Raw genomic sequence first — 26,266 nt, 5'->3', positions numbered from 1 at the left:
GCCGCGCGGCCCGGCGGTCCGAAGAACCCCCGGCCCAGCCAATGTCCAACCAGGACGCTCACGCTGAGTCCGCGGCTGCTTCGGTGTTGTCCAGCCTATGGCTGTTCAGGGCGGGGCGAGGCCGAACCGTTGATACAGGACGGGCAGCCCGGTCTTGAGGCCGTAGTCGAGTGCATCGCCGCGGTGCCCGATGCCGGCGCCCACGAACCGCCTGGTGGTCATCCCTGCGGCCTTTGCGTCCGCCTGGGCGGTGGTGGCCTGCGGCCCGTACAGGGAGTCAACGGCACCGTGGGTGAAGATGGCCAGTTCGTCGCTGTACTTGTGTGCCTTCAGGATATTGGCGGGTTTCTCCGCATTGAAGGCGGCTTGGTTTCCACCGAAGATGGTCTTCACCGTGTTGTCCGCGGAGCCGTCGATCGGTTCCAGCTCGCCCGAGATATCCAGCAGCGAGCCGAAGAGTTCAGGCCTTTTGGCCCCGAACGAGAGCGCGCATTCCCCTCCGTTGGAGTACCCGGCCACGGCCCACTGGATCCGGTTGGGAGAGACGTTGAGGTTCTTACGGATGAAATTGACGACGTCGGTGGTGACGTAGGTGTACACGTTGCCTTTGGCCGAATCCACGCAGACGGGATTCCGGTAGGGATTGCCCAGCTGGTCGATGGTGAGGAACAGCGGCGCCAATCCGTGGTTCTGCCGGGCCAGGGTGTTGAGCTCCTGAACGGCAGACTTGTTTTGCTCAGGTCCTCCCGGCTGGCCCATCATCATGACGATAATGGGCAGGGCCGGCGGATTGTCGACTAGGGCGGCGGGCGGCAGGTACAGGTAGGCGTCCCGGGCCTGGAACCCGGAGACGGGCGCCGGGATCGATACGGGCCCGCTTTGCCCGGTGGCCGGCATCCCTGCAGGGGGATTCCAGGTCTGCCATAAGGGGTTCCCGTTATCCTGCGGCAGGTTTGGGTTCAGCCTGGGCAGTGCCAGATGGCCGGTCTGGGTCATGCCCAGCAGGGCCCCAAGAGTCGGGTTCAGGCCGTACGCGGCGTTGATGCCCAGTGCCGCCGTCGTGATGAAGAGCAGGACGGCAAGGATGGCACCGGCTTTCCGCCACCAGTGTGAGCGCCACAGGTTCACGACCGCGAGGCCGGTACCGGCGAACGCGGCGATCACCCAGGCGCGGGTGTCAGCGTCCAGCGGCAGGCCGAAGACGTTCAGCAGGAATTCGCAGATGACCAAGGTGACGGCGCCTGCCAGGGCACCGACGCACACTCCCGCCCCGGCCACGATGAGCCACGTCCGGCGTCCCAATGGCTTCGGCCGGTCATTCTTTCGGGTACGGGCCGGGAACCGGGAACGGAGCACCGAGCCTGGCAGCACGACCCGGCGTATCAGCAGGGCGAGGGCTGTCAGGAGGGCGACGGCATAGAAAGCGTGCAGCAGCGGTTCATCGACGATGCTGAGGCTGAGAAACTGCTCCACTCCGCCCTCCTGCCCTAGGATGTGGTCCTACCTGCCGCCTGGGCGATGCTTCACAACCGCGGCTGCGGGTGGCCGATGAAGTTTTTATAGCACGTTCATCGGAGGGGAAGCTGGGAATTCCGGGTCTTCCTTGCCGTCCACCGTGGGCGTTCTCCGTGCCGCCTGTGTTGCTGGGCGGGCGGAAGTGGTGCAATGGAACTGACAGGATGGGCCAGCCTAAAACTCCTCACCATCCTGAAAGGAATTCCGCGTGCCAGTGTCGCCGCCCGTCGAACGAGACAGCCCGCCCCGTCCTCGCTGGCCAAAGCGGTGGATGTTCCCGGTGCTGAGGAATGCTCCTGTCTCTATGGGATTTGTGGTCCTCTTCTGGATGCTGGGCGCCGTGTCGTCGGCTATAGTCTCCGGTCCCGGGCCAGGGTGGAGGTCCAGTGTCGCGGCGTCCGCGCATTCCTTGCCCGAAGCTTGGTGGACGGTGCTGACGTCCGCGTTCTGGGCCCGGGATCTGCCCGGGTACATGCTGGGAACAGTCCTTGTGCTGGTCGCCGCCATTCCAGTGGAAAGGCAGATGGGGAGCCTGAAGTTTTCGCTCTCGGCGGTGCTGGCGCAAACGGCGGGAGTCCTTGTCGCCGTCGTGTTCTGGGCTGCGGCCAGGGCCGTGATGGGATCCTGGGCAGCGGGAATGAGCGGCACGTACTTTCTTGGTCCGAGCGCCATGGTCTGCGGGGCGGCCATGGCGGCTACGGCTTCCATGGGTGCCTTGTGGCGGCGCCGGATCCGACTTGGCACCTTCGGCTTACTGACACTCCTGGCCCTCTACAGCGGGGGGTTCACGGACCTTGTCCGGCTGGGTGCCGGCATCGCCGGGGCGCTGCTGGGCCCGTTGCTGCTGGGCGGCCGGCCCCGGCTTGTGCGCCCGGTGAGCACCAGGCATGAGGGCCGCGTGCTCATAGCCCTCCTGGTCGCGGTATCGGCGGTCGGGCCGGTCGTTTCCGGCCTGCTCCCGCACGCTGTGGGTCCGTTGTCGGTGTTGCGTTATCTGTTCACCGACATCGAGCCGGTTGATCCCAACACGTTGCAAAATGTGTGCGCCGTCCCGGCCCAGCACAGGTACTGCGAGGCCTTGCACCTGCAGCTGAGGGCCGGCGCTGGCGGCATCTTCATGGCGATTGTCCCGTCGCTCATGTTGCTGCTGCTCGCTGAGGGGCTCCGCCGCGGACGACGGTTCGCTTGGGCCGCGGCACTGCTCGTCCTGGCCGGACTGTCGGCGCTGGCGCTCATCACCTTGGTCGGCGTCCTGCAGTCCGCCGGTCCGAATACCGTCGCCGGCGAGCTGGTAAACGCAAGCCAACCAGGCAACAGCACCCAGCCGCTGGCACTGGTGGTGCCGCTCCTCATGCCGGTGGCGCTATTCGGTGTGCTGCTCGCGTGCCGGAAGTTGTTTCCAGTCGCGGCACCCCGGGGGACCTACACGCGGCTCGGTCTGCAGGTACTGGGCCTGGTCTGCGCCCTGGGTCTGGTCTATGTGGCTTCCGGTCTGGTCCTAGCGGCGGGCTTTACCCCTGTCCCTGGTCCGGCGGATCTGCTGGCCGATGTCCCGGACAGGATCCTGCCCCTGGGGTTCACCGTGGATGTCCCGCCCGCGTTTTTCCCGCAGAGCACCCCTGCCGTCCTGCTCTATGAGGGAGTCGGCATCGCGTTCTGGGCCGCCACGGGTGTGTTGGTCCTTCGAACTTTTCTGCGACCCGCTCCGGACGGACGCGGTAACGACCAAGACCGGGCTCTGGCGATCCTCAAAGAACAGGAGAACAGCTCCATTTCCTGGATGACAACCTGGTCCGGGAACACCTACTGGTTTTCCGGCGCCGGTGAGAGCTTCATCGCCTACCGCGTCATCGCCGGGATCGCCCTGACGCTCGGTCCACCCGTGGGGCCTCCGGCCCGGGCCTCGGCAGTCGTGGAGGAATTCTCGCAGTACTGCCAATCGAACGGGTGGACGCCATGTCTTTACTCGGTACCCGCAGAGGTCCGGGACGCGGTATCCGGACTCGGCTGGGATTCGGTTCAGGTTGCCCAGGAAACCGTCCTGCCATTGGAATCGCTGTCCTTCAAAGGGAAAAAATTCCAGGATGTCCGCACTGCCATGAACAACGCGGCCAAGGCCGGAATCCACGCAGAATGGGTTCGATACCCCACCGCCGGACTGAACGTCCAGACCCAGATCCAAGCCATCTCCGAAGAATGGGTCGCGGATCGAAAGCTGCCGGAAATGGGCTTTACCCTTGGTGGCCTGGAGGAACTCAACGACCCGGAAGTGCGTTGCCTGCTGGCCATCGACACCCATCACGTGGTGCACGCGGTCACATCATGGCTTCCGGTCTACCGCGATAGGAAAATCGCCGGCTGGACCTTGGATTTCATGAGGCGGCGCAACAGTGGTTTTCGGGCAGCGATCGAGTTCCTTATCGCCTCGGCCGCCACGGGACTCAAAGACGAAGGATACGGGTTCATCAGCCTTTCCGGTGCACCTCTGGTCCGCGTACCCCCGGAGGGACATCCGGGCATGGCGCCGAAGGGTCTGCCGCCGGCCGCCGGCCTGGACCGGCTGCTGGACGCTCTCGGAGCCGCACTGGAACCCGTCTACGGATTCCGGTCCCTGCTGGCCTTTAAACGCAAGTTCGACCCCCGCTACGTCCCGCTCTATATGGTGTATCCGGACTCCGCGGCCCTGCCGGGCATTGGAAACGCCCTCGGCCGGGCCTACCTTCCCGGTCTCTCCCTCGGAGAAGGATTCCAACTCCTGCACCGGATCCTCAAGCGGGGCAGCATGGCCGCCGGGCGCTGAAGCAGCAGCCCGGAATGAGACTCCGTGCCGCCACACCGGCGGCCCCCACGCTGCGTCAGGAGCCCGTGGCGGCGGGGACCGCCCAGACGTCGGAGCCGAACCTGGCGAGACCGGGGGCGGCGGCGTAGCCAAGGTGGGGGAGTGCGAACAGGTCCTCGATGCTTTTCAGGAGCGAGTAGTGGTTGTAGGGCGTCGCGCTGGTTGTCCCGGGCCTGACGAAGGGGGAAAGGATGAGCGCACCGATTCGGCCGCCGCCCTTGCCGGCGCCCGGCCCGGCCGCGAAGGTCCCGTCCTCGGCAGCCGACGGCGGCAGCCCGGGATAGGGGACGCTCGGTCCGGAGGGCTCCTTGCAGCATGCACTGGTATCGCCCCCGGCCTCGTCATTGACGATGATGATGGCCCCGTCCTGCTGATAGGCAGGGGAAGCCATGACGCGGGGGATCCACGTTCGCAGCCATGCATCTTCGGCTCCAGGACCGGCTGACTGGCCCGGGCAGTTCGCATTGTGTCCGTCGTTGCACAGGCTCGGTGAGACCAAGGAGAAGTTAGGCGTGGTCGAGACCGCTGCCAGGTCCTGGGGCAGCCGGGACAGCGGAAACACGTTCGCGGCGCACGCGGGGGTTGCGGCGACCGAGGCGAAATAGAGGAACGGGTTGTGCCGGGCCGTGTAGGCATCGCCGGCCGTGGCTTTCTGCGTTAGGTCTGCCGATTCCGGGCCCAAGGCGGGCTTTCCGCAGGTGGGTTCTTCCCGGCCGGGGATGTTGCCCATGTCCTCCATATATCCCTTCCAGGACAGATTCTTGGCCGTGAGCTGACCAGCCAAGGTGGGTACCGGCGCGGGAAAGATGCAGCCGGCGGCGGCCTTGACCTGCCCGCCGGGTGCCGCGGAGGGATTCAACATGTCCTGGTATGCAGGGCAGTCCATCTGGATATCCGCGTTCGGGGCGACACCGCCGAGGATGGCCAGATAGTTCCCCAAGCTGTAATGCGCGGTCCCGTAGTACTGGCTCAGCAAGACGCCCTGGCCTCGCAGCGGTTGAGCAAGATAAGGGATCTGCGAGGTTGGGCCGTACGACTGGGCAAAGGACGCGTTCTCCAGCGCAATCACAAATACGTGGCGAATGGGCGGGACCCAGCCCGCAGGACCGGCCGGCTGGTTGCCACCGAGCCCGGCCAGCAGCGCAAAGACCATAGTCATGCCCAGCAACAGCGATTTCCGGCGCATCAGACTCCTTGCCACAACGGTCGTGACAATCCCGCACGGCGCGCGCCGCGCAGGACGGTGTTGATTCTGTGCCAATAATCGTCTCCCCGTACCGAACCACGGTCAACGCCTGCCGGTGGACCTCATTGCTACGCCAGGATTTGCGCCCAGGCCGCTTGATTCCGTACGACGCCGCGGTTGCTGAGTGAGCAGGTCGCGGAAGATTGCCTCAGACGCCTCCAGTTCGTTGGCGGCATTCCGTTCGACGAGCCCAGACTCAAGCAGGGCGGCGATGGCCCGGTTTCGCCGTTGGTTATTCAGATCAGCAACCACGTCGGGGAGCTTGGCGCCGAGCACTATTTGCGCGTAGGCGGTCCGCGCGTCGTTATTGGCGACGGCTGCCACCACTCGCCGCCAGTGCGGTCCGCTCAGCCTCGTCCGTCCGGTCACAGCGTTTTCCTCACTCTGCGTCTGCCTATGCGCCTGCCCCCGCCGGTGCTGGTCACCGCGTGCTTGGCCAACAGGCAAAATCCTAGCCCTGCGCGAGTGCGGCGGACAGGGGCTGCGGGCGGCGCGAGGACCTGGCCGGCCTCTTCCGAAGGCCACCGAACGCCGTCGACCACTCAGCCCGCAAGTGTTGAGTGTTGCCGATCGGCGTAGTAGCGTGACAGCAATTGTCAATACGCATAACACGGACTCGGGAGCGATCATGGCACATATGACACGTGGGCTGGCGGCCGTCACGGCGGCACTGGCACTGAGCGTGACGGGTGGCGTCGTCGCCGCCCCTGCGTTGGCCGATCCGCGGGAAACAGCAAAGACGCCCACCGCCACCGGGTACGGCGGCGCGGTGAGCACCGTGGACCCGGAGGCATCCGCTGCGGCCATCGAGGTCCTCCGGAAGGGCGGCAACGCGGCGGACGCCGCCGTCGCTGCTGCGGCGACCCTTGGCGTCACCGAGCCGTACAGCGCCGGGATAGGCGGCGGAGGCTACTTCGTGTTCTACGACGCGAAGACCGGCAGGGTGGGCACGATCGACGGCCGGGAGACCGCACCGGCCGGCATGCCGCACGACGCGTTCATCGACCCGGCGACCGGGCAGCCCTACCGCTTCACGCCCGAGCTCGTCACGAGCGGCGTCTCCGTCGGCGTCCCCGGCACGCCGGCAACCTGGGAGCGTGCCCTCCAGCGCTGGGGCACGCTCAGCCTTGGTGATGCCCTCAAGCCTGCCATCAACGTGGCGAGCCGAGGTTTTGTGGTCGACCAGACGTTCCGACAGCAAACCCTCGACAACAAGGCCCGGTTCGAGGCATTCCCCTCAACGAGCAACCTGTTCCTCCCGGGCGGCGACGCCCCCGCCGTCGGCAGCGTCTTCCAGAACCACGACCTCGCCGAGACGTACCGACTCCTCGCGAAGAAGGGCACTGGCAGCTTCTACGGCGGCCCGCTCGCGGCCGAGATCGCGGCCACGGTGCAGGCTCCGCCCAAGACTGCCGGCACAACGCTGCCCGTTCCGGCAGGCCACCTGACGACGGCGGATCTTGCCGCATACCGCGCCCTGGACCAGGCGCCCACCCACGTGGGCTACCGCGACCTGGACGTCTACGGCATGGCGCCGTCCAGCAGCGGCGGCACCACAGTCGGCGAGGCGCTGAACATCCTGGAGCCCTCCAACCTGTCAGGGATGTCCACGCCCGGCGCCCTGCATCACTACCTGGAGGCCAGTGCGCTTGCCTTCGCGGACCGGGGCAAGTACGTCGGTGACCCCGCGTTTGTCAGCGTCCCCACCGCAGCGCTCACCGACCCGCTGTTCGGCAAGGAGCGCGCCTGCAAGATCGACCCAGTTCACGCGGCGACGAAGCCCGTTGCTCCGGGGGACGTGTCGGCGTACGACGGCGCGTGCCCGGCCGCCGCCGTCGCGCTCGCCGAGGAGAAGGACACCGAGAACATCTCCACGACCAACCTGACGGTCGCGGACAAGTGGGGGAACGTGGTCGACTACACGCTCACGATCGAGCAGACGGGTGGGTCCGGCATGGTGGTCCCCGGCCGCGGCTTCCTGCTCAACAACGAGCTGACGGATTTCTCGACCGTCTACAACCAGGCCGACCCGAACCGGATCGAGCCCGGGAAGCGCCCGCGCTCGTCCATGTCGCCGACCATCATCCTCAAGGAGGGCAAGCCGTTCCTCGCTCTCGGCTCGCCCGGTGGATCGACCATCATCACGACCGTCCTGCAGACCATCCTGAACCGGGTGGACCTGGGCATGACCATCTCCGAGGCGATCGTTGCGCCGCGTGCCTCGCAACGCAACACGGTCAAGGTCACGGCCGAGCCGGAGTTCATCGCCGCGTACGGAAGCCAATTGACGCCCTTTGGCCATCAGTTCACGCCGTCGGGGGATGCGTTCACCTCGGCAGCGGAGATCGGCGCCGCGACCGCCATCGAATTCCTGCCCGACGGCGGCATGGTCGCCGCAGCCGAGCCCGTCAGGCGGGGCGGCGGATCGGCGATGGCACTCAAACCCTCGCCGAAGTAGGGCCGCGCAGTCCGGGCCCGGCTCCACGGCCGTTCACTGGCAGAGGCGGTCGAGGGTTTCCTGGGCAGCCGCTTCCATCTGCGTCTGGAGCAGGTCGACGCGGCGTGCAGTGGCAGGGTCGTGCCACTGCAGCGGGGCGTGTGCCATGGTCATCGTGATCTGGTTGCCGCCGTCGGCGCTCGTGATGGAAATACTCATGTAGCCGAATAAGTACCCTCCATGGCCGTAGCGGAAGTCGCCGGAACATGTGTCAGGAAACCGCTCTAGACCGAGTCCATAGTCCCAAAATTCGGTCTTCTTCTTCATTTCCTCAAGCATGGCGGGGGAAAGCAGCTGGCCGCGCAGGAGGGCCCGGTAGAAGGTGTTTATGTCCTGCGTGGTGGAGATGACGCCGCCTGCGGGGGAGCCGACAAAAACCTCGGGCTGGGTGACATCGACCCGTTCGCCGCCGTCAATGACGTAGGCGTGGATGTTGTCCGGAGCCCCGCGGTCCGGTTCGGCCAGAGACGTGTGCTGAAGTCCAAGAGGAGCGAAGATGTCTTGATTGAGCACGTCGGCAACGGGCCGTCCGCGCAGCTTTTCGATCAGCTGGCCGAGGGCCATGTAGTTGGAGCTCGAGTAAGAAAAGCGGTCCACGTTCTTGGTCTCCCAGGGGAGCGTGGAGGCCAGTTCGAGTCCTTGTTGCATGCTGATCCGTGTGTTCGCGACCTGCTTCAGTGGTCCCGCCGCGTATTCGGAGTCGCCGAAATCAGGCATGCCGGAGTTATGGTCCAGCAACTGGCGGACGGTGATCGGTCCGGGCGGCCGCAGCGTGGTTCGGAAGCTCTCCAGGACACCGTTCACCGGGTCATCGAGCCCGATAAGTCCCTGGTCGACGAGTTTCAATACGGAGACAGCGACCATCGACTTCGTAATACTGGCTACCGATACCCGGTCCTGCGGCCGGGCCGGGTCCTTGCTGTCCAGGTTTCGCACCCCGTAGGCCTTGGACCATTCGCCGCCAGGCCATCTCACCTGCACAACCAAGGACGTCGCCCCTCCATCCATGAAGTGCTGGACCCTGCGTTCCAGAGAATCCGTCGCTGCCTGGATCGCGGCGACGCTTGGCGGAGCCGCCCCTCCCGGGCTCGGCGGAGCCTGCCCGGGAGCGGTACCCACGCAGCCGCTCACAGCGACAACCAAAGCCGCCGAGAAAACGACGGCACCGAGCGGACCAAAACCCGTCCGCAGCCAAGCAGCCAAGGCGCCCATGGCTTGGTTTTACGCTCAAACGCCTCCTGTGGATAGGTCGGCTCGTAAAGTCGCTCCCCAGACAGCCCGCGCTGGAAAGAGCGCCCGACGTTGCTGGGAACGCCCGTCATTAATCCCTGTCCGGGGACCGGCTTAGTGGGTAAACTGGAAAGGTGCTCGGGGCAACTAACCCCGTGCGGCACCGGCTCTGCAGGCCCCGGCCGGAGCCCGCCGGCCAAGCTCGGCCGAACAACTCCACTGAATATCATTGACCTCCCGAAGCGCTGTCCGGAATGGCGTCCGGGGACGCCCAAGCCGTTACCGCCGGAGGGTGGCTGGTTCCGGCAGGAGCAGTGCGGAGGACGAGTCCTCAAAGGATGAAGTTCATGAACAAGGCTATTCGCATCATCGGAACAACCGCTGTGACGGCGACTTTGGGCCTGGGCGCCAGCGCGATGCCAGCCAGCGCTGCCGTTACGACCTCCACTACCGCCGCCAGCTCGTGGAGCCAGTCGTCGTTCGAGCACAGGCACGAGGTGCGCGACGTCAACCGGCACGATTCCAACCACGGCTGGTGGGACGGAGAGAACCGGTGGCATGACAACTCCGACGGCTGGGGCTGGCGTGACGACAACGGCAACTGGCGTGGCGACAACGCTCACAACGGCTCCTGGACGGGCCGGGACGGCTGCCGGCATGACAAGGATGGTTTCTGGGACCATAACGGACACCGGCACGACGACAACAGGCGCCATCACCGCTCAGGCACCTGGTGAACGCACACCCCTTGGATCCGGCGATCGGGGATCGGCAAAATCTGCCACCCCGATCGCGCCCGTTTTCTGACTGGGGATTGGGGTTCGCGGCACGTCCTCGCGTTAGCATTGGTCCCAATATGTCCTACCAGGAGGGTGCATGCCGTACACCGTTGACTTCGAGAACGTTTCCACTGTTGGCTTGGAATCGTCGCCGTTCGCCGAGAGCCTGGCAGGGTTGCGCGCCAACGAGGCCCGCTATTTCCGGAACAAGTACGGCCACGCGTTCACAGTGAGCCCCGCGAGCGAGGTTCCGGAGGTGGTCGACCGGGTGAGCCGGATACTCCAGGACGAGCGTGAGATCGTCATCGGCTCCCGCCCGCTGGAAGCGACCGCCTTCGAAGTTGACGGCACCCGGATGGCCTACGTCTTCTACGAGTCGGGGCTGTCGGTCAACGTCATGTACGGCATCGACGGCGGGAAGAGGGCAGTCGGTTTCAAACTCGCCGAAGGCATGGAAATTCGGGAGGAACTGGCGTCCAGCTTCAAGTTTGCCCGCCAAAAATCGAAGCTGGCGGGCGTTATCCGAGGCTCCTACTTCGTGATCAAGGGCGAGTACTGACATTCTCCGGCACGTGGATCCGCCGCCCTGAGGCCCGGAGGATCGGCCGGGCATCGTGATCCAACCGCGGGCGTGCTAGCGTTTCACTAATCGTGATCTTTCGGCAGGAGGTGAGTCCCATGTACGCAGTATCCACAGTGGGTGCTCCCTTGCAGTTCACGATCGCGCGACTGAGGTAGTCGCCACCGGGAGCGCCCAACAGGCAATTCGCGAAAGGCGACTCCCATGAACACAACACCTTCTTCACCTCTGCACTCCACTTCGACGACGTCCTCCGACCTGCCGGGGACCGACCAGGATCAGCCGCAGACCGACGCCACAAGGCAGCCACGCGCCGCGGGCGAGCGGGCGTTGGTCCTCGGCGGTGGCGGATCGACAGGCAACGCCTGGCTGATCGGCGTCATCGCCGGCCTGTTCGAAGCCGGGCTGGATGCAACCGACGCCGACCTGATCATCGGCACGTCGGCCGGATCGACGGCCGCGGCCCAAATCACTGGCGCGCCCCCGGCCGAACTGCTTGCCGCCATCCTTGCTGCCGCGCCCCAGCAACGGACTGGTCCGGCGGGATCCGACAACGGACGCGCCCCGGTCAGACCGGCGGTGAACCACATTGAGCGAACGGGCCGAATCATCGCCGCTGCTGAGGACGCGGCCGATATGCGCCGCAGACTGGGCGCGGCAGCGCTCGAAATGGACGCGGCGTCGGACGGCTCCGGCCAAACGCGGTGGCGCGATACCGTCGCCGCCCGCCTGCCCAGCCAGCACTGGCCGGACCAGGCGGTGCACATCACGGCGGTCAACGCCAATACGGGTGAGCCGGTCGTGTTCGACCGCCACAGCGGGGTCGACCTCGTGGACGCCGTGGCCGCCAGCTGCGCCAGTGGCTTCGCCTACAGAATCGGCGGCAGCGGATATATCGACGGCGGCTACCGGTCCAACGCCGAGAATGCCGATCTTGCAGCAGGCTACGCACGCGTGTTGGTGCTCTCACCATTTGGCGGCAGGTCACGGACTCCGGTGGGCTGGGGCACGCATCTCGCAACACAGGTCGACGAGCTACGCGCACACGGCAGCCATGTCCAAACGATCCTCCCGGATAGCGACTCCGAGCATATGTTCGGCGCCAATGCGATGGACCTGTCGCTGCGTCCGCCCGCCGCTCGCGCGGGCTACGAGCAAGGCAGAGCCCTTGCCGGGCAGCTCACCGAATTCTGGCGCTGACGCCTACGACCCCAATCGCTCCGGCCAGCCGTTGGGCTGTTCTATCGGCCGGCCGGGGCGCTGTCTGGAGAGGTGGTCACCGTCTAGGGAATGAGTGCTTCTTCGCGGAAGAGCAGGCGTTCTGTGTGGAGCTGCATCTCCCCATCATGCCGGACCCTTTAGTTCTCTTTCACCCGCATTGGGTGAAGACTGCCCCCACTGGAAGCGTTAGCTTGGAGAACATCCGATTGACCCGCCTCTATCGCTTGTGAGACCTCACTAGAGGCTCCCGCCGTCTAGCGGACGGCCAGCGGAAGGAGAAGCGATGCTCAGCTGCTACCACGGGCGAACCGAACCCGTCCCCTCGGCGGCTTCGTTTGCTGGTGGCCCACTTTCGGGCGGACGGTGGCTGAGTATGGCCATCTGCGCGCAGGGTTGCCGGCCATGAGCGGGCCTGCCGCGTCGCCGCCAAATTTCGATCCCGCCGTCGTGATTCGTTCGAAGCAGTACATCAGTGCACTCGTGCTGGCGGCGGTGCTGGGCGTTCCCATCTCGGCCATTGCCTACGGCTTTCTCGCGTTGGTCGCGGCGGTCCAGCGTTACGTCTTCGGCGGGCTGCCGAATCAAGTCCTCGGGGGTCCTGCTCCTGCGTGGTGGCCGGTTCCGTGGTTGGTGCTGTGCGGGTTGTTGACGGCGTTGACCATCCGGTATCTGCCGGGAACCGGGGGCCACTCACCTGCTTTCGGTTTCAAGACGGGCGGCGGCCCGCCGAGCGGGCGGGAGCTCGTGGGCATCATTCTCGCGGCGCTGACCACGCTCAGCCTGGGTGCAGTGCTCGGGCCTGAGGGGCCGCTGATCGCGATCGGTGGCGGACTCGGGGCGTTGGCGGTGCACCTGGTGAAGAAGGACGCTCCGCCGATGGCCCTGACGATCATGGCATCGGCAGGCAGTTTCGCAGCGATCAGTACCCTGCTCGGGTCTCCCGTGCTCGGTGCATTCCTGATCATGGAAGCCGCCGGGATCGGGGGAATGACGCTGAGCCTGATGGCTCTGCCCGGGCTGCTCGCTTCTGGCGTCGGGGCGCTGGTATTCGTCGGCTTGGACGGCTGGACCGGGTTGGGCAGCTTCTCGCTGGCGCTGCCCGTGGTGCCGCCTGCGGAGCCGCCGACGTTGGCGACGTTGGGCTGGGCGGTGGTCATGGGCCTGGCCGGCGCACTGTTGGGATGGTTGATCCGCTGGGTCGGACTGTCGCTTCGTCCGGTCGTGCATCTGAACCGGGTGTTGGTGACCTCTGCGCTCGGCTTGCTGATCGGTCTAACCGCGATGACGTACCAGTTGATCTCTGGGCAAAGCTTCACGCAGGTGTTGTTCTCGGGGCAGGACGCACTTCCGGAGCTGGTCGAACGCGCCGCGGACTACTCCCTTCCTGTGCTGGTCCTGCTGATCGCTTGCAAGACCTTGGCCTACGGACTCTCACTGAGCGCATTTCGTGGTGGTCCGGTGTTCCCGTCGATGTTCATCGGTGCGGCGCTCGGCATTGCCTCGAGTGGATTGCCCGGAATGAATCTCGCGGCAGCAATCGGCATGGGCATAGGAGCCATGTGCGCGGCTATGCTGCGGTTGCCGTTGACGTCGACGCTACTGGCCACGCTGCTGCTGGGAGTGGACGGTGTGGCCGTAACACCCCAGGTGGTGGTGGCTGTGGCGGTGTCCTTCGTGATCTCCAATGTGCTCCCGGTCCCTGGCCCGCGCGGCCCTGGCCCGGACCCGGGCTCTGGTCCCGGCACGACGGCGTCCGCGACGCCTGAGGATGCCGGCGGCATCCAACATCTGCCCCCCTCGAGCGCCGACCGTGCAACTGAGTTCTCAAGCGCGGGACGTTCGACGGCGGGGGGCAGGCGGATCGCCTGGTTGTTCATCGTTGGCTCGAGCCTGTTCGCCTTGGGGGCGGTGCCGCAATACGCCGAGGCCGTGGGACTGCGGTGGTGTGCCGCCACATTCTTCGCCGGTTCGCTGTTCTTCACCGGCGCGGCGTTCCTGCAGTACCGCGGAGCCGTTGACGCGCTTCCGGCCGTGGGTTCCACGCGGCGCAACTCGTTTTGGGCGTGGGCGCCGCGGAATCTCGGCTGGCTCGCTGGCGCGGTTCAACTTGCCGGCACACTGTGGTTCAACTGGAGTACTGGAAATGCGCTGCGTGAAAATCTCAGTGCGGCGCTGACCGATCAGCGGGTCTGGCGCCCCGATGCTCTGGGATCAGTCGCCTTCCTGGTTTCAAGCGGTGTTGCGTTACGCGATGCCGGTCGCGGCGCGATTGCCGGGCTGCCCAGGCCTCGGACGTGGAAGATCGGCGTCATCAACGTGGCCGGCTCTGTTGCGTTCGGCATCTCGGCCATCGCGGCCTTTGTCATACCGTCGAGCGGCAATATGTGGAACGCCGAGCTGTCCAATCTCGGCACACTCGTGGGAGCCCTGTGCTTCCTCACGGGCGCCATCCTGATGCTGAGTCCAGAATCCACCGACGCCGCGGTTCCCGCGGACCGGGGAACTCATCCGTAATCCCTTTTCAACAGTCTCTGGAGGAGAAGTGATGTCAGAAAATTTCCAGCCGACGGATGCCGACGTGACGCTGTTCGGCAACCGATTCATCACCCAGGAAGTTCCGAGCCGGGAGTTCCCGGAGACCGGCATTCCCGCCGAGGACGCTTTGCGGCTGGTGTCGGAGGACCTGGCGCTGGAGGGTGATCCGGCCCGGAACCTGGCGACCTTCGTCACGACATGGATGGAGCCGCAGGCCCAGCAGATCATCGCAGCGAACCTGCACCGCAACTTCATCGACCACGCCGAATATCCCCGCACGGCAGAGATCGAGCAGCGCTGCATTCGGATGCTCGCCGACCTCTTCCACGCGCCAGGCGAGACGACCGGCGCCCGAACCCAAGGGTCGTCCGAGGCGATCATGCTCGGCGGCCTGTCCCTGAAGTGGAACTGGCGCAAGCGCCGCGAGGCCGCCGGCGCGTCGACGTCGAACCCCAACCTGGTGTTCGGCGGCGACGTTCACGTGGTGTGGGAGAAGTTCTGCCGCTATTTCGACGTCGAGCCGCGGATCGTGCCGCTGCAGCCGGGGAAGTACACGATCGGCCCGGAGGACGTGCAGGCCCACATCGATGAGAACACCATTGGAGTCGCAGCCGTGCTGGGTACCACCTTCACCGGGCACAAAGACGACATCGTCGGCATCAACGACCTGCTGCTGCGGATCAAGGGCGAGCGGGGCCTGGACGTTCCCTTGCACGTGGACGGGGCTAGCGGGGGATTCGTCTGGCCCTTCCTCTACCCGGACTCCGAGTGGGACTTCCGGCTCGAGCAGGTCCACTCGATCAATGTCTCCGGGCACAAGTTCGGGCTGGTCTACCCCGGCATCGGCTGGCTGATCTTCCGGGAAAAGGCCGACCTGGCCAAGGACCTCGTCTTCGAGGAGAACTACCTCGGCAAGACCGACTCAACCTTCACCTTGAACTTCTCCACCGGATCGTCGATGGTTCTGGCCCAGTACTACAACTTCGTGCGCTATGGTCGCGCCGGCTACACCTACATCATGCAGAACATGCAGACCAATGCCCGCGTCCTCGCCGAGAAATTGGAAGCCATGGGACGGTTCGAGATCATCGGCGCCGACGAGGAGCGACTTCCCCTGGTCGCGTTCCGGCTCGCCGCCGACCCCGGGTACGACGAGTTCGACATTGCCTGGCAGCTCTCGGCCGAGCGCGGATGGATGGTGCCGGCATACACCCTGCCTCCGAACGCCCAAGGCGTGACGATTATGCGGGCCCTGGTCAAGGAAACGATGAGCCGCGAGCACGTCGACACGCTCGCCCGCGACATCGAAGAGGCGTGCTCCACGCTGGCGAAGAAGGGCGGCGCGCATGAATCCGAACGAAACAAGATCATCATCGGACCCGGCCATTGACCCAGCCCACCGGTGACGCACCGGGCCCGACACCTCCGGGACGATCGCAACAACGGGTTCTGCACATTCATTTCCGGTAACCGCACAAACGTGGCATGACACTCAATCCCGCCCCATGCCGAGTTCGCATCTTTTAGCACTATTTGGCGCGTCCATTGCTGTAGGCTCCGATTCGAACCTTGGGGGATTGATGCTGAACTACTTTCGCGAGACGCAAGAGGCACGATTTGCGAACCCTGCGCGCCGAATGTATTGCTATGTTTCTTCCGGCTTAGTGGTTGCAGTCATGGCCTTGGTTTTTGCGGGCCTCGTGCCTATATCGATTTCCTGGGTGACATTCGCCGTTTCTTGCGTCCTGGACGCTTTCCTGACCAGAAAGTGGATCAGGGAAGATGCACTCAAAGCCTATCGAGCCGGCCAGCCCCGGGTGCCTTAGTTCCGGCTGAGGACAATGTACTGACAGTGGCTGAAGCGGCCACCATCGCGACGCAATAGGGGGAAGGTTTGGTCCAAACAAAACAAACGGGAAAGCCGACGGTACTGTCCGTCGTCCAACTCGTCCTCAGCCTCTGGGCCCTGGTTGCAGCAAGCTTGGCGGCCATCCTGTGGGATCCGATCGACTTAGACTTTATTATTCGCGCCGATAATGCGGGGTGGGACCAGACAATGCTCCTACCTCACCAAATGGAGCTTTCGCTCGCCGTTAGGGCATCAGTTTTCGCAACGTTTGTCCTTGTCGTGGTCGCGTTCTACGGCGTGCTGGCCTCACGCCGTCGGGCTGAAGCAGCAAATGCATGAGCTACGGAATCAATATATATCCCGGGCCGGGTGATAGTGGGCTAAAGGATATCGATCGGCTGAATGAACCAGTTCAACGTAGAAACGCATCGCGGAATGTCGCTGCTTGGTTCAGCTTTCTTCCTGCCGGGAGTAGGAGGAGCCCGACGGCGTCCGTTCCAACAGTCCGAAGTCGATCAGGTAGCGGCGCAGCATCACGACATCATCGCTATAGCTGAGGAGCCGCTCGTTGACCTGCTTTTCCGTCAGGTGTTCGCCCGGCTCGATCGCCTCGCTGACAATCCAGGCCAGGAGCTCACGCCGTTCCGTCATGTTGGCCGGATACCGTTCGATCCTGCCGAGGCGCATGAAGCGGGCCGATCCGGTCTGGGCTTGTCGCCGGGGTTGGTGCGTGAGAAGGTCGCGGAAGATCGCCTCAGACGCCTCGAGTTCGTCGGCCGCATTCCGTTCGACCAGTCCAGCGTCAAGCAGGGTGGTGATGGCCCGGCTTCGCCGTCGATCATTTAGATCAGCAACCACATCGGGAAACGTGGCACCCAACACGATTTGCGCGTAGGCAGTGCGGGCATCTTTGTTGGCGAGGGCTGCCACCACTCGCCGCCAGTGCGGTCCGCTAAGCCTGGTTCCTCCGGTCACAGCTGTCCTTACTTTGCGTTTGCACCCGCCCGTGCCGCTCGCCGGGCGTTTGGAAATCGTAGTCCTGATCGAGTGCGACGGACAGGGCGCCGCGGATGGGGGACCGGTTCAGTCTTCGGTCCGAGAGCGAACAGCGAGCCGCCGCAGCGCCGCCGTCGGGATTGAACAAAGAGCCGGCCGTCCGGCAAAAATCGGGTAAACGCACGGGTAATTCCCAGCTTTTTTCAGCCACCCTCCGCAACATTTGACTCGATTTTCCTGCTGTGGCACGCGCGCGTGGACGTTAATGTAAGCGCTTGCACATAGTTGCCTGAAAACCGCGAGGGGACCCGGAAACAGGGTTTGGCGACCTGCCTCGGACTGCCTAACGTGTTTCCCGGCGACAGGACGCGACCAGCTCCTGCCGCCACCAGGCGGGGCCCTACCGAGGTCCCGTCTCCTCGACACGATGGCGTCCTCGATGACGCCTTCGGTGTCATTGGGGCTGTCGGAGTTTCGGGGAATGAGGGCATATGCCCGTCTTCCACGAATGGTCTCACTCCGCGAGAAGAGCAAAAAATGCACGAGCACCCCAATACACCCCGGAAGCTGCGGTGGCGTTCTGTCGCCGCGGCCCTGGCGGCGGCCGTGGCGGCCTCCGTCTTCCTTTCGGTTCCGTCGGCGCAGGCAAACGCGCCCTCGGATCCGCCGAGCGGCGGGCAGATGCCGGCTCCGACCCCCGGTTTCCCACTGCCCACCAAGCACACCCAGCAGCCGTTCGACCCGGCCGCGGCCTTCACCTCCAAGTGGACGCGTGCGGATGCCAAGCAGATCATGGCCCAAAGCAGCAAGGACGTGACCCCGGGCCAGAACTCCATGAGCCCGAACGTCACCATGCCGGAAATTCCGCAGGACTTCCCAGCCATGAACGACGACGTGTGGGTCTGGGACACGTGGTCCCTGACGGATGAGAACGCCAACCAGATCAGCTACAAGGGCTGGGACGTCATCTTCTCACTCGTCGCAGACCGGCACGCCGGCTACGGCTTCGACCAGCGGCACTGGAACGCCCGGATCGGCTACTTCTTCCGCAAGACCAACGCCGACCCGGCCAAGGACAAGTGGAACTACGGCGGACACCTGTTCCTGGACAACACCTCCATCGGCAACACCGAATGGTCCGGTTCCACCCGCCTCATGCAGGGGAACCACGTCAACGTCTTCTACACCGCCACCACGTTCTACGACGTTGCCGAGCGCAACGCCGGCGGCGGCGGAATCGCCCCGGATGCCGTGATCGCCAAGGCGCTGGGCAACATCCACGCCGACAAGAACGGCGTGAGCTTCGACGGCTTCGAGCACACCAAGCTCCTTGAGCCGGACGGCGTCATGTACCAGAACAAGGCCCAGAACCCCGGCTTCGCGTTCCGGGACCCGTACACGTTCGCAGACCCGGCCCACCCGGGCCAGACCTTCATGGTCTTCGAAGGCAACACCGGCGGCCAGCGGGGCAGCTACAAGTGCACGGACGCGGACCTTGGCTACCAGCCGGGGGACCCGAACGCCGAATCCACGAACACCGTGAACACCACGACCGGCTCGTGGTTCCAGACCGCCAACGTGGGCCTGGCCGTAGCGGACAACAAGGACCTGACCAAGTGGCACTTCCTGCCGCCGATCCTGTCAGCGAACTGCGTGAACGACCAGACCGAGCGCCCGCAGATCTTCATCCAGAACGAGGGCGGCAAGAACAAGTACTACCTCTTCACCATCAGCCACCAGTTCACCTACGCGGATGGAATGCGCGGCCCTGACGGGGTCTACGGCTTTGTGGGCGACGGTGTCCGTTCCGACTACCAGCCCATGAACAACAGCGGCCTGGCCCTGGCATCCCCCACGGACCTGAACATGCCGGCCAACGCGCCCGAAGGGCCTGACCCCCGCCAGAACGGCCGCCAGTTCCAGGCGTACTCGCACTACGTGCAGCCCGGCGGCCTGGTGCAGTCCTTCATCGACAACGTCAACGGCGTCCGGGGCGGCTCGCTCTCGCCCACCGTGAAGATCAACTTCCGCAACGGCGTCTCGGCGGTCGACCGCAGCTTCGGCCAGAACGGCCTCGGCCCGTTCGGCTACCTCCCCACCAACGTCAACGTCGGCGGGGCTGGCCACTACAAGTAGTGAAGTAGGCGGGCAGTAACAGGGAGGAAGCGCCCGGATTCCGGGCGCTTCCTCCTCCGTACACGCAGGCCATGGATGGGGCCGGATGACGCCCACCAGAACCAGGAATGTTGAATGTGAAAAACCTTCTACACGCGCTGAGCGCCCGCAGGATCTGGATTGCGGCGGCGGCAGCAGCAGCCGCAGCCCTGCTTGTCGCGGTGGCTCTGGTCCAGTCGGCCGGGTCCCGTCCGGCTCCCCAGAGTCCGGCCGGGCAGGCGCTCCGCGGCATCGCCGACGCGCAGAGAGAGGCCAAGGAAACCCGTGGGCAGTACGGCTCCTACTGGCTCAGCGGCGGTGACCGCACTCTCGAGAAGCTGGCCCAGCCGATCCGGACCGATGGAGTGGCGGACCTGCGGAGCATCGAATGCGGAAACGGGTGGGTGGCGGCCGCCCGGAGCGGAGGCGACGTCGAGGTCATGTCGAGCCGGGAGGACCGCGTGGTCCGGGCGGGAACCGGTGACCTCGTCCGCCCGGATTGCATGAGCTCGGAGGCGGTGGAGTCCATGCTCTCGGACTTGGGCGTGCGACATAAGGCCCCGGCACCCGCCGTCGCAGCTTTCGATCGCCCCAACGGGGCATCCAGGTTCCGGCCCAGCTACCACATCACGCCCGCAAAGAACTGGATGAACGATCCGCAGCGGCCGATCCTGATTGACGGGCTGTGGCACTACTACTACCTCTACAACGCCGGGTATCCGAAGGAAAACGGTACGGAGTGGTATCACCTGACCAGCACAGACCTGGTGCACTGGAAGGACGAAGGGGTGGCGATCGCCAAATACAAAAACGGGCTCGGCGACGTCGAGACCGGAAGCACCGTCGTAGACACGGACAACTCGGCCGGCTTTGGCAAGGGAGCCGTGATCGCGGTCCTGACCCAACAGGACCAGGGCATCCAGCGGCAGTCCCTGTTCTATTCCACCGACAACGGATACTCCTTCACTGCGTACGCGCAGAACCCGGTCATGGACAACCCCGGCCAACCTAACTGGCGGGACCCGAAAATCATTCGCGACGAAGCCCACGGCCAATGGGTCATGGCACTCGCCGAGGGCGAAAAAATCGGCCTGTACACCTCGCCGGACCTGAAGAACTGGAGCTACGCGTCAGGCTTCGAACGCACCGGGCTGGGCACCCTCGAATGCCCAGACCTCTTCCAGCTGGACCTCGACGGCGATCCCGCCAAACGGACCTGGGTACTGGCCGCCAGTGCCAACGGAAGCGGCGAGGGATTCACCACCGGCGTTGCCTACTGGACCGGCGAGTGGGACGGAACCCGCTTCACAGCGTCCGGCAAGCCGCATCAGTGGCTCGACGCCGGCTCCGATTTCTACGCCGCCGTGACCTGGGATGATCCCAGGCTCACCCAAAGCCAGCGGATGTCCTCGCGGCACGCCATCGGGTGGATGAACAACTGGGCGTACGCCCGGCAGCTGCCCACCGAGGACTGGCATGGGGGAGCGGACTCGATGGTGCGCGATATCAGGCTGGAAACCATCAGGGGGACGCCGACCCTCGTGTCTCAGCCCACCGCCGCGATGGAGTCACTTGGAGGCCCGGTGGCAACGGTCGGGGAACGCCGGATGACCCAGGAAGGCGCAGGGGAGCTGCCCGTTCCGGAGGGCGGTGCGTACCGGCTCGATGTGACTCTGGAGCGCACTCCGGGCGATGACGGCTCCGTTGCCAGGATTGAGCTGGGAGGCGAAGGGAGACCGTTCGCGACGGTCGGGTACGACTTTGTGAAGGAGTCGGCTTTCATCTCCCGCGACGCCGATGCTGCCGCCACCGGCAACGCTGAACTCAGCCCTGACTACCGGGCGATGCGACACGCAGCCAGCCCGCCGCGCAACGGGAAAGTCGAGCTAACGATCTTCGTCGACTATTCCTCGGTAGAGGTCTTCATCAACGGCGGTGAAAAGACGCTGACATCGCTCGTTTTCCCCACAGCGGCGACGCCGGGCTTCCACGCCGCCACGGCGGGGGGCACCCTGACGCTCAAGTCCATCGGCTACAGGCGGCTGGCCTCCGCGCGCTGACCGGTGACTCGGCCCCGCCCGTTAGTTGCAAGAAATTTTGCTAAAACGCTTGATCAACCGAAAGTGGCACGTTATCTTTACGTTGGTCAAACGCTTAAGCAGATGGGACATCAGTGCCGATGAAACGCTCAGTATTCTTCCAACCGACCGACGGCTGGGTTGGAGACCTCATCCCCTTCGAGAAGGACGGGGAGTTCTGGCTCTTCTACCTGCATGAGGTCCGCACCGAACCCAAACCCGGGACTTCCTGGAACCTCGTCACCACCAAGGACCTCACCCAGTTCGAAGACCACGGCGTCGCGCTGCACCACGGAGGCGAGAATGACCTGGACTTCAATGCCTACACGGGAAGCATCGTGCGCGACGAGTCCGGCAGTCACCACCTGTTCTACACCGGCCAAAACCCCCGGAACCTCGGCCCCGACGGCGCGCCGCTGCAGCTCGTCATGCACGCCACCAGCACGGACGGCATGAAGACCTGGGTCAAGCACCCGGAACTGACATTCGGCGCGCCGGACGGCTATGAGCCCGGCGACTGGCGGGATCCCTTCGTCTTCCGGGACGAGGCGGCGGGGCAGTGGCGGATGCTGCTGGCCGCCCGCCACGCAAGAGGGCCAGAGCGCCGCCGGGGCGTCATCGCCCAGTGTGTGTCCTCGGATCTGATGGCCTGGGAGCACACCCAGCCGTTCTGGGACCCCCGGCGCTACATCACCCATGAATGCCCGGACGTTTTCGCCTGGGGCGACTGGTGGTACATGGTCTACTCGGAGTTCTCGGAGTCATTCACCACCCGCTACCGGATGGCAACGGGCCCCAACGGTCCCTGGACCGTGCCGGATCTGGACAGCATCGATGGACGCGCCTTTTACGCCTCCAAGACCGCCGAACGCGACGGGCGCCGCTTCTTCTTCGGCTGGATCGCCAGCAAGGAGGACAACCGGGACGACGGCGCATGGCAGTGGGCCGGCACCATGTCAGTCCTGGAGGCACGCCAGAACCCCGATGGCACCCTGGCGTTCTCGTTCGCCGACGAACTCGTGGACACGTTCTGGGACGAGGTCCCGGTGTCCTTCGACCGGGACCTTCCTGCGGCCCTTACCGTCCCGGACGGATTCGCAGCCGTCGTGTCCGAAGAGGACCTGCCGCCGCAGTTCTACGCCAAGGCAGTTCTGCAGATCGCACCCGGCACCACAGAGTGCGGCCTGCTGCTCCGCTCCAGTGCCGACGGCGACCGGTCCTACGTTCTCCGGCTGGAACCCAAGCGCGGCCGCATGGTGTTTGACCGGTGGCCCCGAAAAATCACCGGCGATGCCCAATGGCATGTCTCGGGCGACATTCCGTTCGACATTGAACTGGAACGCCCCTGTGACCTGGAACCCGGCGAACACACGCTGGAAGTGGTGGTGGACGGAGACCTCTGTGTCGCCATCCTGGACCGGCGCGTGTCCCTCAGCGCGAGGATCTATGACCTGTCCGAGGGCCGGATCGGGATCTTTGCCGGGGAAGGAGCCGTCACCCTCACCGAATTCGAAACACGCCAGCGCACCATCACCTAACTCAACCCATCCTCAGCTAATCAAGGGAGATTGCCGTAATGATAAAACTGTTCCGAACTGCCGCCGTGGCGGCCGCCACCGCACTGGCCCTGGCAGCTTGCGGCGGAGGGGCCACCAACCCCTCCAACGTGAGCCCCACCGGGGAAATCAAGCCCCGGGAAATCTCATGGTTGCTCTCCCGCCCGGCCGACGGCGCCGTCATTAACATCATGAAGAAACTCGCGGACGACTACGCCAAGGACCACCCGGGCTTCTCGCTGAACCTGATCACCACACCGGACAGGCCCTCCTATATCCAGAAACTGGAGACCCTCGCCGCGGCGAACAAGCTTCCAGAGCTCTTCGACACCGACGCCACTCCGTTCGCCCAACAGCTGGCGAAACAGGGAAAAATGGTCGACGCCGAGAAGCTGCTCAAGACTCTGAACGTCTACGACAGCTACCGGCCCGGCGCCCTTGACTACCAGCGGTTCGACGACGGGTCGCTGTACATGATCCCGTTCCAGTTCGAGCTGGAGTTCATCTGGTACAACAAGGCTCTGCTGCAGAAAGCCGGAGTGTCCGTCCCGACGTCCCTCGATGACCTCCCCGCCATGTGTACCGCCCTGCGCCACGCCGGCATCACCCCCATCGCCATCGACGGCCAGGACCAGTGGCCACTCGAACGGTACATCGCCTACCAGCCGTTCAGGGAAGCCGGCCCGGACTTCATCCAAAAGCTCAAGAAGGGCGAAGCCAAGTTCTCCGACCCCGCAGGCCAGAAAACCGTTCAGTGGCTGGCCGCACTCGGCAAGGCCAAGTGCTTCCAGGACGGCTTTTCCTCCCAGGGATACTCCGATGCCCAGAACCAGTTCACCTCCGGCCAGGCCGTCATGTACAACATCGGCACGTGGGAACTGCCCAGCCTGGCAACGGACAAGCTGAATCCGGCGGTGCGCAACGACACCGATTTCTTCACCCTCCCGACGACTCAGGGAGCCGTCACGGCGGCCAACGAATTCGTCTCCCCGTCCGGCATCGGCATGGCGGTCAACTCCAAGACCTACGACCCGCTGGTGAGCGACTTCCTGAAGTTCGCCCTGGCGAAGTATCCAGCCGAATACGCAGCCACCGGTGCGCTTTCACCGACGACCACCGTGGAAACCCTCCTGCCGGCCAACGCGACACCGCTGTACAAGAAGGCCCTTGAGAAGGCGAACGACCTCGGGGACAAGCAGGCCATGCCGTGGGATACCCAGCTCGATCCCACCACCAACGGCAGGCTGCAGCAGGAACTCGTGCTCCTCGTCCAGGGCAACATCACGCCCGAACAGTTCACCACCACCATGGACAACGCCGTCGCGCAAAACGCCCCGAAATTCTTCAAATAACCGCCGCGGTGGGGGCTCCGGCCCCCACCCGAAAGGGCCAAACATGCTTCCCAACAGGTCACGACTCTCAGTCCTGGTGTTCCTCCTCCCGCCACTGTTGCTCTACGGCGCGGCAGTGCTGTTCCCCATCCTCCAGTCCCTGGTCCTGAGCTTCTTTTCATGGAACGGGATCAGCGACATGGAGTTCGTGGGACTGGCAAACTACGTGCGGATGTTCACCGGAGACGACATCTTCTGGCGCTCCTTCTTCAACGCCCTCGGCTACCTGGCCATCTGCCTGGTCCTGCAGCTTGGCGGCGCCCTGCTGGTTGCCAGCCTCCTGACCTCGTTGCGCCGGGGCCGGGAGCTCATCAAGACCCTCTACCTCCTGCCCGCAGTGATCTCGACGGTGGCCATCGCGTTCCTCTTCGTCCGTATCTACTCGATCGACCCGGTGGGCCTGCTCAACCAGATCCTGCAATGGATTGGCCTCGGCGCCCTCGAACGCCCCTGGCTCTCGGACATCAACACCGTCCTGGCCGCCGTTTCGGCGCCGGAAGGATGGCGGTTCACCGGCCTGTACATGCTCATCCTCTACGCTGCCTTGCTCTCCGTTCCCCTGGAACTGGAGGAAGCCGCCCGCCTCGACGGCGCTTCGCGGTGGCAACTGTTCACCAGGATCCGATTCCCGCACATCCGGCCCGTCTGGATCACCACCACCATCATGGCTACGACCTACGGGCTGCGCGGATTCGACATCCCCTACCTGATGACCAACGGCGGCCCCGGACAGTCCTCGGAACTCCTGACCACCTACATGTACAAGACGGCTTTCACCAGCACTGACTTCGGCTACGCCAGCACCATCTCCGTGTTCATCGTCGTCGAATGCCTGGCCGCCGTCGGGCTCATTCTCTTCATGCTCAAACGAAAGGCGGACGCATGACCGCACAAGCAGCCCCGATCACCATGGCCGTTGCCACCCCGCCGGACAACCAGCCTCCGCCGCGAAGGCGGCGGAAGCCCAGCCTCTACGGCACGCTGTCCAAAGTATTGATCGCCCTCATCGTCATCGTGCAGGTCTACCCGCTCGCCTGGCTTTTCATCACCAGCCTGCGCACCGAGCAGGACTTCGCCACCGGCGATCCGTTTGCGCTGCCCAGGTCCCTGACCTGGGAAAACTATGCCCGGGCCTTCGAAACGGGCAACCTCGGGCTGAACATCCTCAACAGCTTCATCGTCACCATGGGAGCCAACCTCCTGATCGTGCTGCTGGGAATGATGGCAGCCTACGCGCTCCAGGTCCTCGGCTTCCGCTTCAGCAAGGTGGTCCGCAGCCTGTTCCTGATCGGCATCATCGTGCCCGTACAGATCGCCCTGGTGCCGCTGTTCATCGACTACTCGGCCATAAACCTGCTCGACACCTACCCCTCAATGATCATTCCCCTCGCCGGCTTTGCCCTGCCGATGTCGATCTACCTGTTCTCCTCGTTCTTTGAATACATCCCCCGGGAAACGTACGAGGCCGCATCCCTTGACGGGGCCGGGCCTTATCGAATCTTCGGGCTCATCACCCTGCCCCTGTCGGTCAACACTGTCGTGACTGTTGTGCTGGTCAACAGCATCTTCATCTGGAACGACTTCATCTTCGCCAACACGTTCGTCCTCTCCGAGGGACTCAAGACCATCCCGCTTGGCCTGCAGAACTACATCGGAGCCATGGGCAAGACCGACTGGACCGCCACGTTCGCCGCCGTCTGCGTCACCATCACCCCGCTGCTGCTGGTTTTCCTGGTGCTCAACAAGGCCATGATCCAGGGACTGGAAAGCGGGGCGACGAAGGGATGACAGCAGCAACAG

Annotated in this window: 19 protein-coding genes; 14 read left to right on the top strand and 5 right to left on the bottom strand. The window is 64.7% G+C overall.

Annotation, left to right across the window (positions count from 1 at the left end):
* Positions 1–105: 105 nt before the first annotated feature.
* The gene (locus AC1DEY_RS01990; RefSeq protein ID WP_476866547.1) at positions 106–1,473 is read right to left on the bottom strand and encodes an alpha/beta hydrolase; all 1,368 of its coding nucleotides are present in this window, start codon (positions 1,471–1,473) and stop codon (positions 106–108) included.
* 346 nt (positions 1,474–1,819) lie between these two features.
* Between AC1DEY_RS01990 and AC1DEY_RS01985 the strand changes: the two genes are divergently transcribed.
* On the top strand, positions 1,820–4,315 hold the full coding sequence (locus tag AC1DEY_RS01985) for a bifunctional lysylphosphatidylglycerol flippase/synthetase MprF (protein WP_476866546.1): 2,496 nt from the start codon (positions 1,820–1,822) through the stop codon (positions 4,313–4,315).
* A 55-nt stretch (positions 4,316–4,370) separates the two neighbouring features.
* Here AC1DEY_RS01985 and AC1DEY_RS01980 read toward each other — a convergent pair whose 3' ends face one another.
* Positions 4,371–5,540: an alkaline phosphatase family protein gene (locus tag AC1DEY_RS01980; RefSeq protein WP_476866545.1), complete on the bottom strand. Its 1,170-nt coding sequence runs from the start codon at positions 5,538–5,540 to the stop codon at positions 4,371–4,373.
* A gap of 102 nt (positions 5,541–5,642) precedes the next feature.
* On the bottom strand, positions 5,643–5,969 hold the full coding sequence (locus AC1DEY_RS01975) for a hypothetical protein (protein ID WP_476866544.1): 327 nt from the start codon (positions 5,967–5,969) through the stop codon (positions 5,643–5,645).
* A 259-nt stretch (positions 5,970–6,228) separates the two neighbouring features.
* On the opposite strand from AC1DEY_RS01975, the gene ggt reads away from it, so the two are divergent.
* Entirely contained in the window at positions 6,229–8,058 is a 1,830-nt protein-coding gene (ggt, locus tag AC1DEY_RS01970) for a gamma-glutamyltransferase (RefSeq protein ID WP_476866543.1), read from the top strand.
* Positions 8,059–8,091: 33 nt separating this feature from the next.
* Here ggt and AC1DEY_RS01965 read toward each other — a convergent pair whose 3' ends face one another.
* On the bottom strand, positions 8,092–9,309 hold the full coding sequence (locus AC1DEY_RS01965) for a serine hydrolase domain-containing protein (protein WP_476866542.1): 1,218 nt from the start codon (positions 9,307–9,309) through the stop codon (positions 8,092–8,094).
* 365 nt (positions 9,310–9,674) lie between these two features.
* Here AC1DEY_RS01965 and AC1DEY_RS01960 point away from each other — a divergent pair, with 365 nt between their 5' ends.
* The 6 genes from AC1DEY_RS01960 to AC1DEY_RS01935 all read left to right on the top strand — a co-directional run bounded on the left by AC1DEY_RS01960 (position 9,675) and on the right by AC1DEY_RS01935 (position 16,630).
* Positions 9,675–10,064, top strand: a complete 390-nt coding sequence (locus AC1DEY_RS01960) for a hypothetical protein (protein ID WP_476866541.1) — start codon at positions 9,675–9,677, stop codon at positions 10,062–10,064.
* 139 nt (positions 10,065–10,203) lie between these two features.
* Positions 10,204–10,665, top strand: a complete 462-nt coding sequence (locus tag AC1DEY_RS01955; protein WP_476866540.1) for a phage tail protein — start codon at positions 10,204–10,206, stop codon at positions 10,663–10,665.
* 225 nt (positions 10,666–10,890) lie between these two features.
* Positions 10,891–11,886 (top strand): patatin-like phospholipase family protein, encoded by a 996-nt coding sequence (locus AC1DEY_RS01950; protein WP_476866539.1) that lies wholly within the window; start codon positions 10,891–10,893, stop codon positions 11,884–11,886.
* Between the two features lie 423 nt (positions 11,887–12,309).
* Entirely contained in the window at positions 12,310–14,421 is a 2,112-nt protein-coding gene (locus AC1DEY_RS01945; protein WP_476866538.1) for a chloride channel protein, read from the top strand.
* A 31-nt stretch (positions 14,422–14,452) separates the two neighbouring features.
* Entirely contained in the window at positions 14,453–15,832 is a 1,380-nt protein-coding gene (gad, locus tag AC1DEY_RS01940) for a glutamate decarboxylase (RefSeq protein ID WP_476866537.1), read from the top strand.
* 504 nt (positions 15,833–16,336) lie between these two features.
* Positions 16,337–16,630 (top strand): hypothetical protein, encoded by a 294-nt coding sequence (locus AC1DEY_RS01935; RefSeq protein WP_476866536.1) that lies wholly within the window; start codon positions 16,337–16,339, stop codon positions 16,628–16,630.
* Positions 16,631–16,741: 111 nt separating this feature from the next.
* Here AC1DEY_RS01935 and AC1DEY_RS01930 read toward each other — a convergent pair whose 3' ends face one another.
* Positions 16,742–17,266: a DUF2087 domain-containing protein gene (locus AC1DEY_RS01930; RefSeq protein ID WP_476866535.1), complete on the bottom strand. Its 525-nt coding sequence runs from the start codon at positions 17,264–17,266 to the stop codon at positions 16,742–16,744.
* A 558-nt stretch (positions 17,267–17,824) separates the two neighbouring features.
* Between AC1DEY_RS01930 and AC1DEY_RS01925 the strand changes: the two genes are divergently transcribed.
* The 6 genes from AC1DEY_RS01925 to AC1DEY_RS01900 all read left to right on the top strand — a co-directional run bounded on the left by AC1DEY_RS01925 (position 17,825) and on the right by AC1DEY_RS01900 (position 26,254).
* Positions 17,825–19,423 carry a glycoside hydrolase family 68 protein gene (locus AC1DEY_RS01925; RefSeq protein ID WP_476866534.1) on the top strand — a complete coding sequence of 533 codons (1,599 nt, stop codon included), beginning with the start codon at positions 17,825–17,827 and terminating at the stop codon, positions 19,421–19,423.
* 107 nt (positions 19,424–19,530) lie between these two features.
* Positions 19,531–21,501: a glycoside hydrolase family 32 protein gene (locus AC1DEY_RS01920; protein ID WP_476866533.1), complete on the top strand. Its 1,971-nt coding sequence runs from the start codon at positions 19,531–19,533 to the stop codon at positions 21,499–21,501.
* A gap of 119 nt (positions 21,502–21,620) precedes the next feature.
* A complete protein-coding gene (locus tag AC1DEY_RS01915) occupies positions 21,621–23,057 on the top strand; it encodes a glycoside hydrolase (protein WP_476866532.1) in 1,437 nt (478 codons plus the stop codon).
* Between the two features lie 38 nt (positions 23,058–23,095).
* Positions 23,096–24,427 carry an ABC transporter substrate-binding protein gene (locus AC1DEY_RS01910; RefSeq protein WP_476866531.1) on the top strand — a complete coding sequence of 444 codons (1,332 nt, stop codon included), beginning with the start codon at positions 23,096–23,098 and terminating at the stop codon, positions 24,425–24,427.
* 43 nt (positions 24,428–24,470) lie between these two features.
* Positions 24,471–25,352, top strand: a complete 882-nt coding sequence (locus AC1DEY_RS01905) for a carbohydrate ABC transporter permease (protein ID WP_441408801.1) — start codon at positions 24,471–24,473, stop codon at positions 25,350–25,352.
* Positions 25,349–26,254, top strand: coding sequence for a carbohydrate ABC transporter permease (locus AC1DEY_RS01900; protein WP_476866530.1), 906 nt, complete (start codon positions 25,349–25,351; stop codon positions 26,252–26,254). Before AC1DEY_RS01905 ends, AC1DEY_RS01900 begins: the two co-directional genes overlap by 4 nt.
* The last annotated feature ends 12 nt before the right edge of the window (positions 26,255–26,266 follow it).

This window comes from Arthrobacter sp. 05T47, assembly GCF_056395825.1.
The sequence above is the reverse complement of the archived record's forward strand: the minus strand, read 5'-3'. Positions and strand labels throughout refer to the sequence as shown.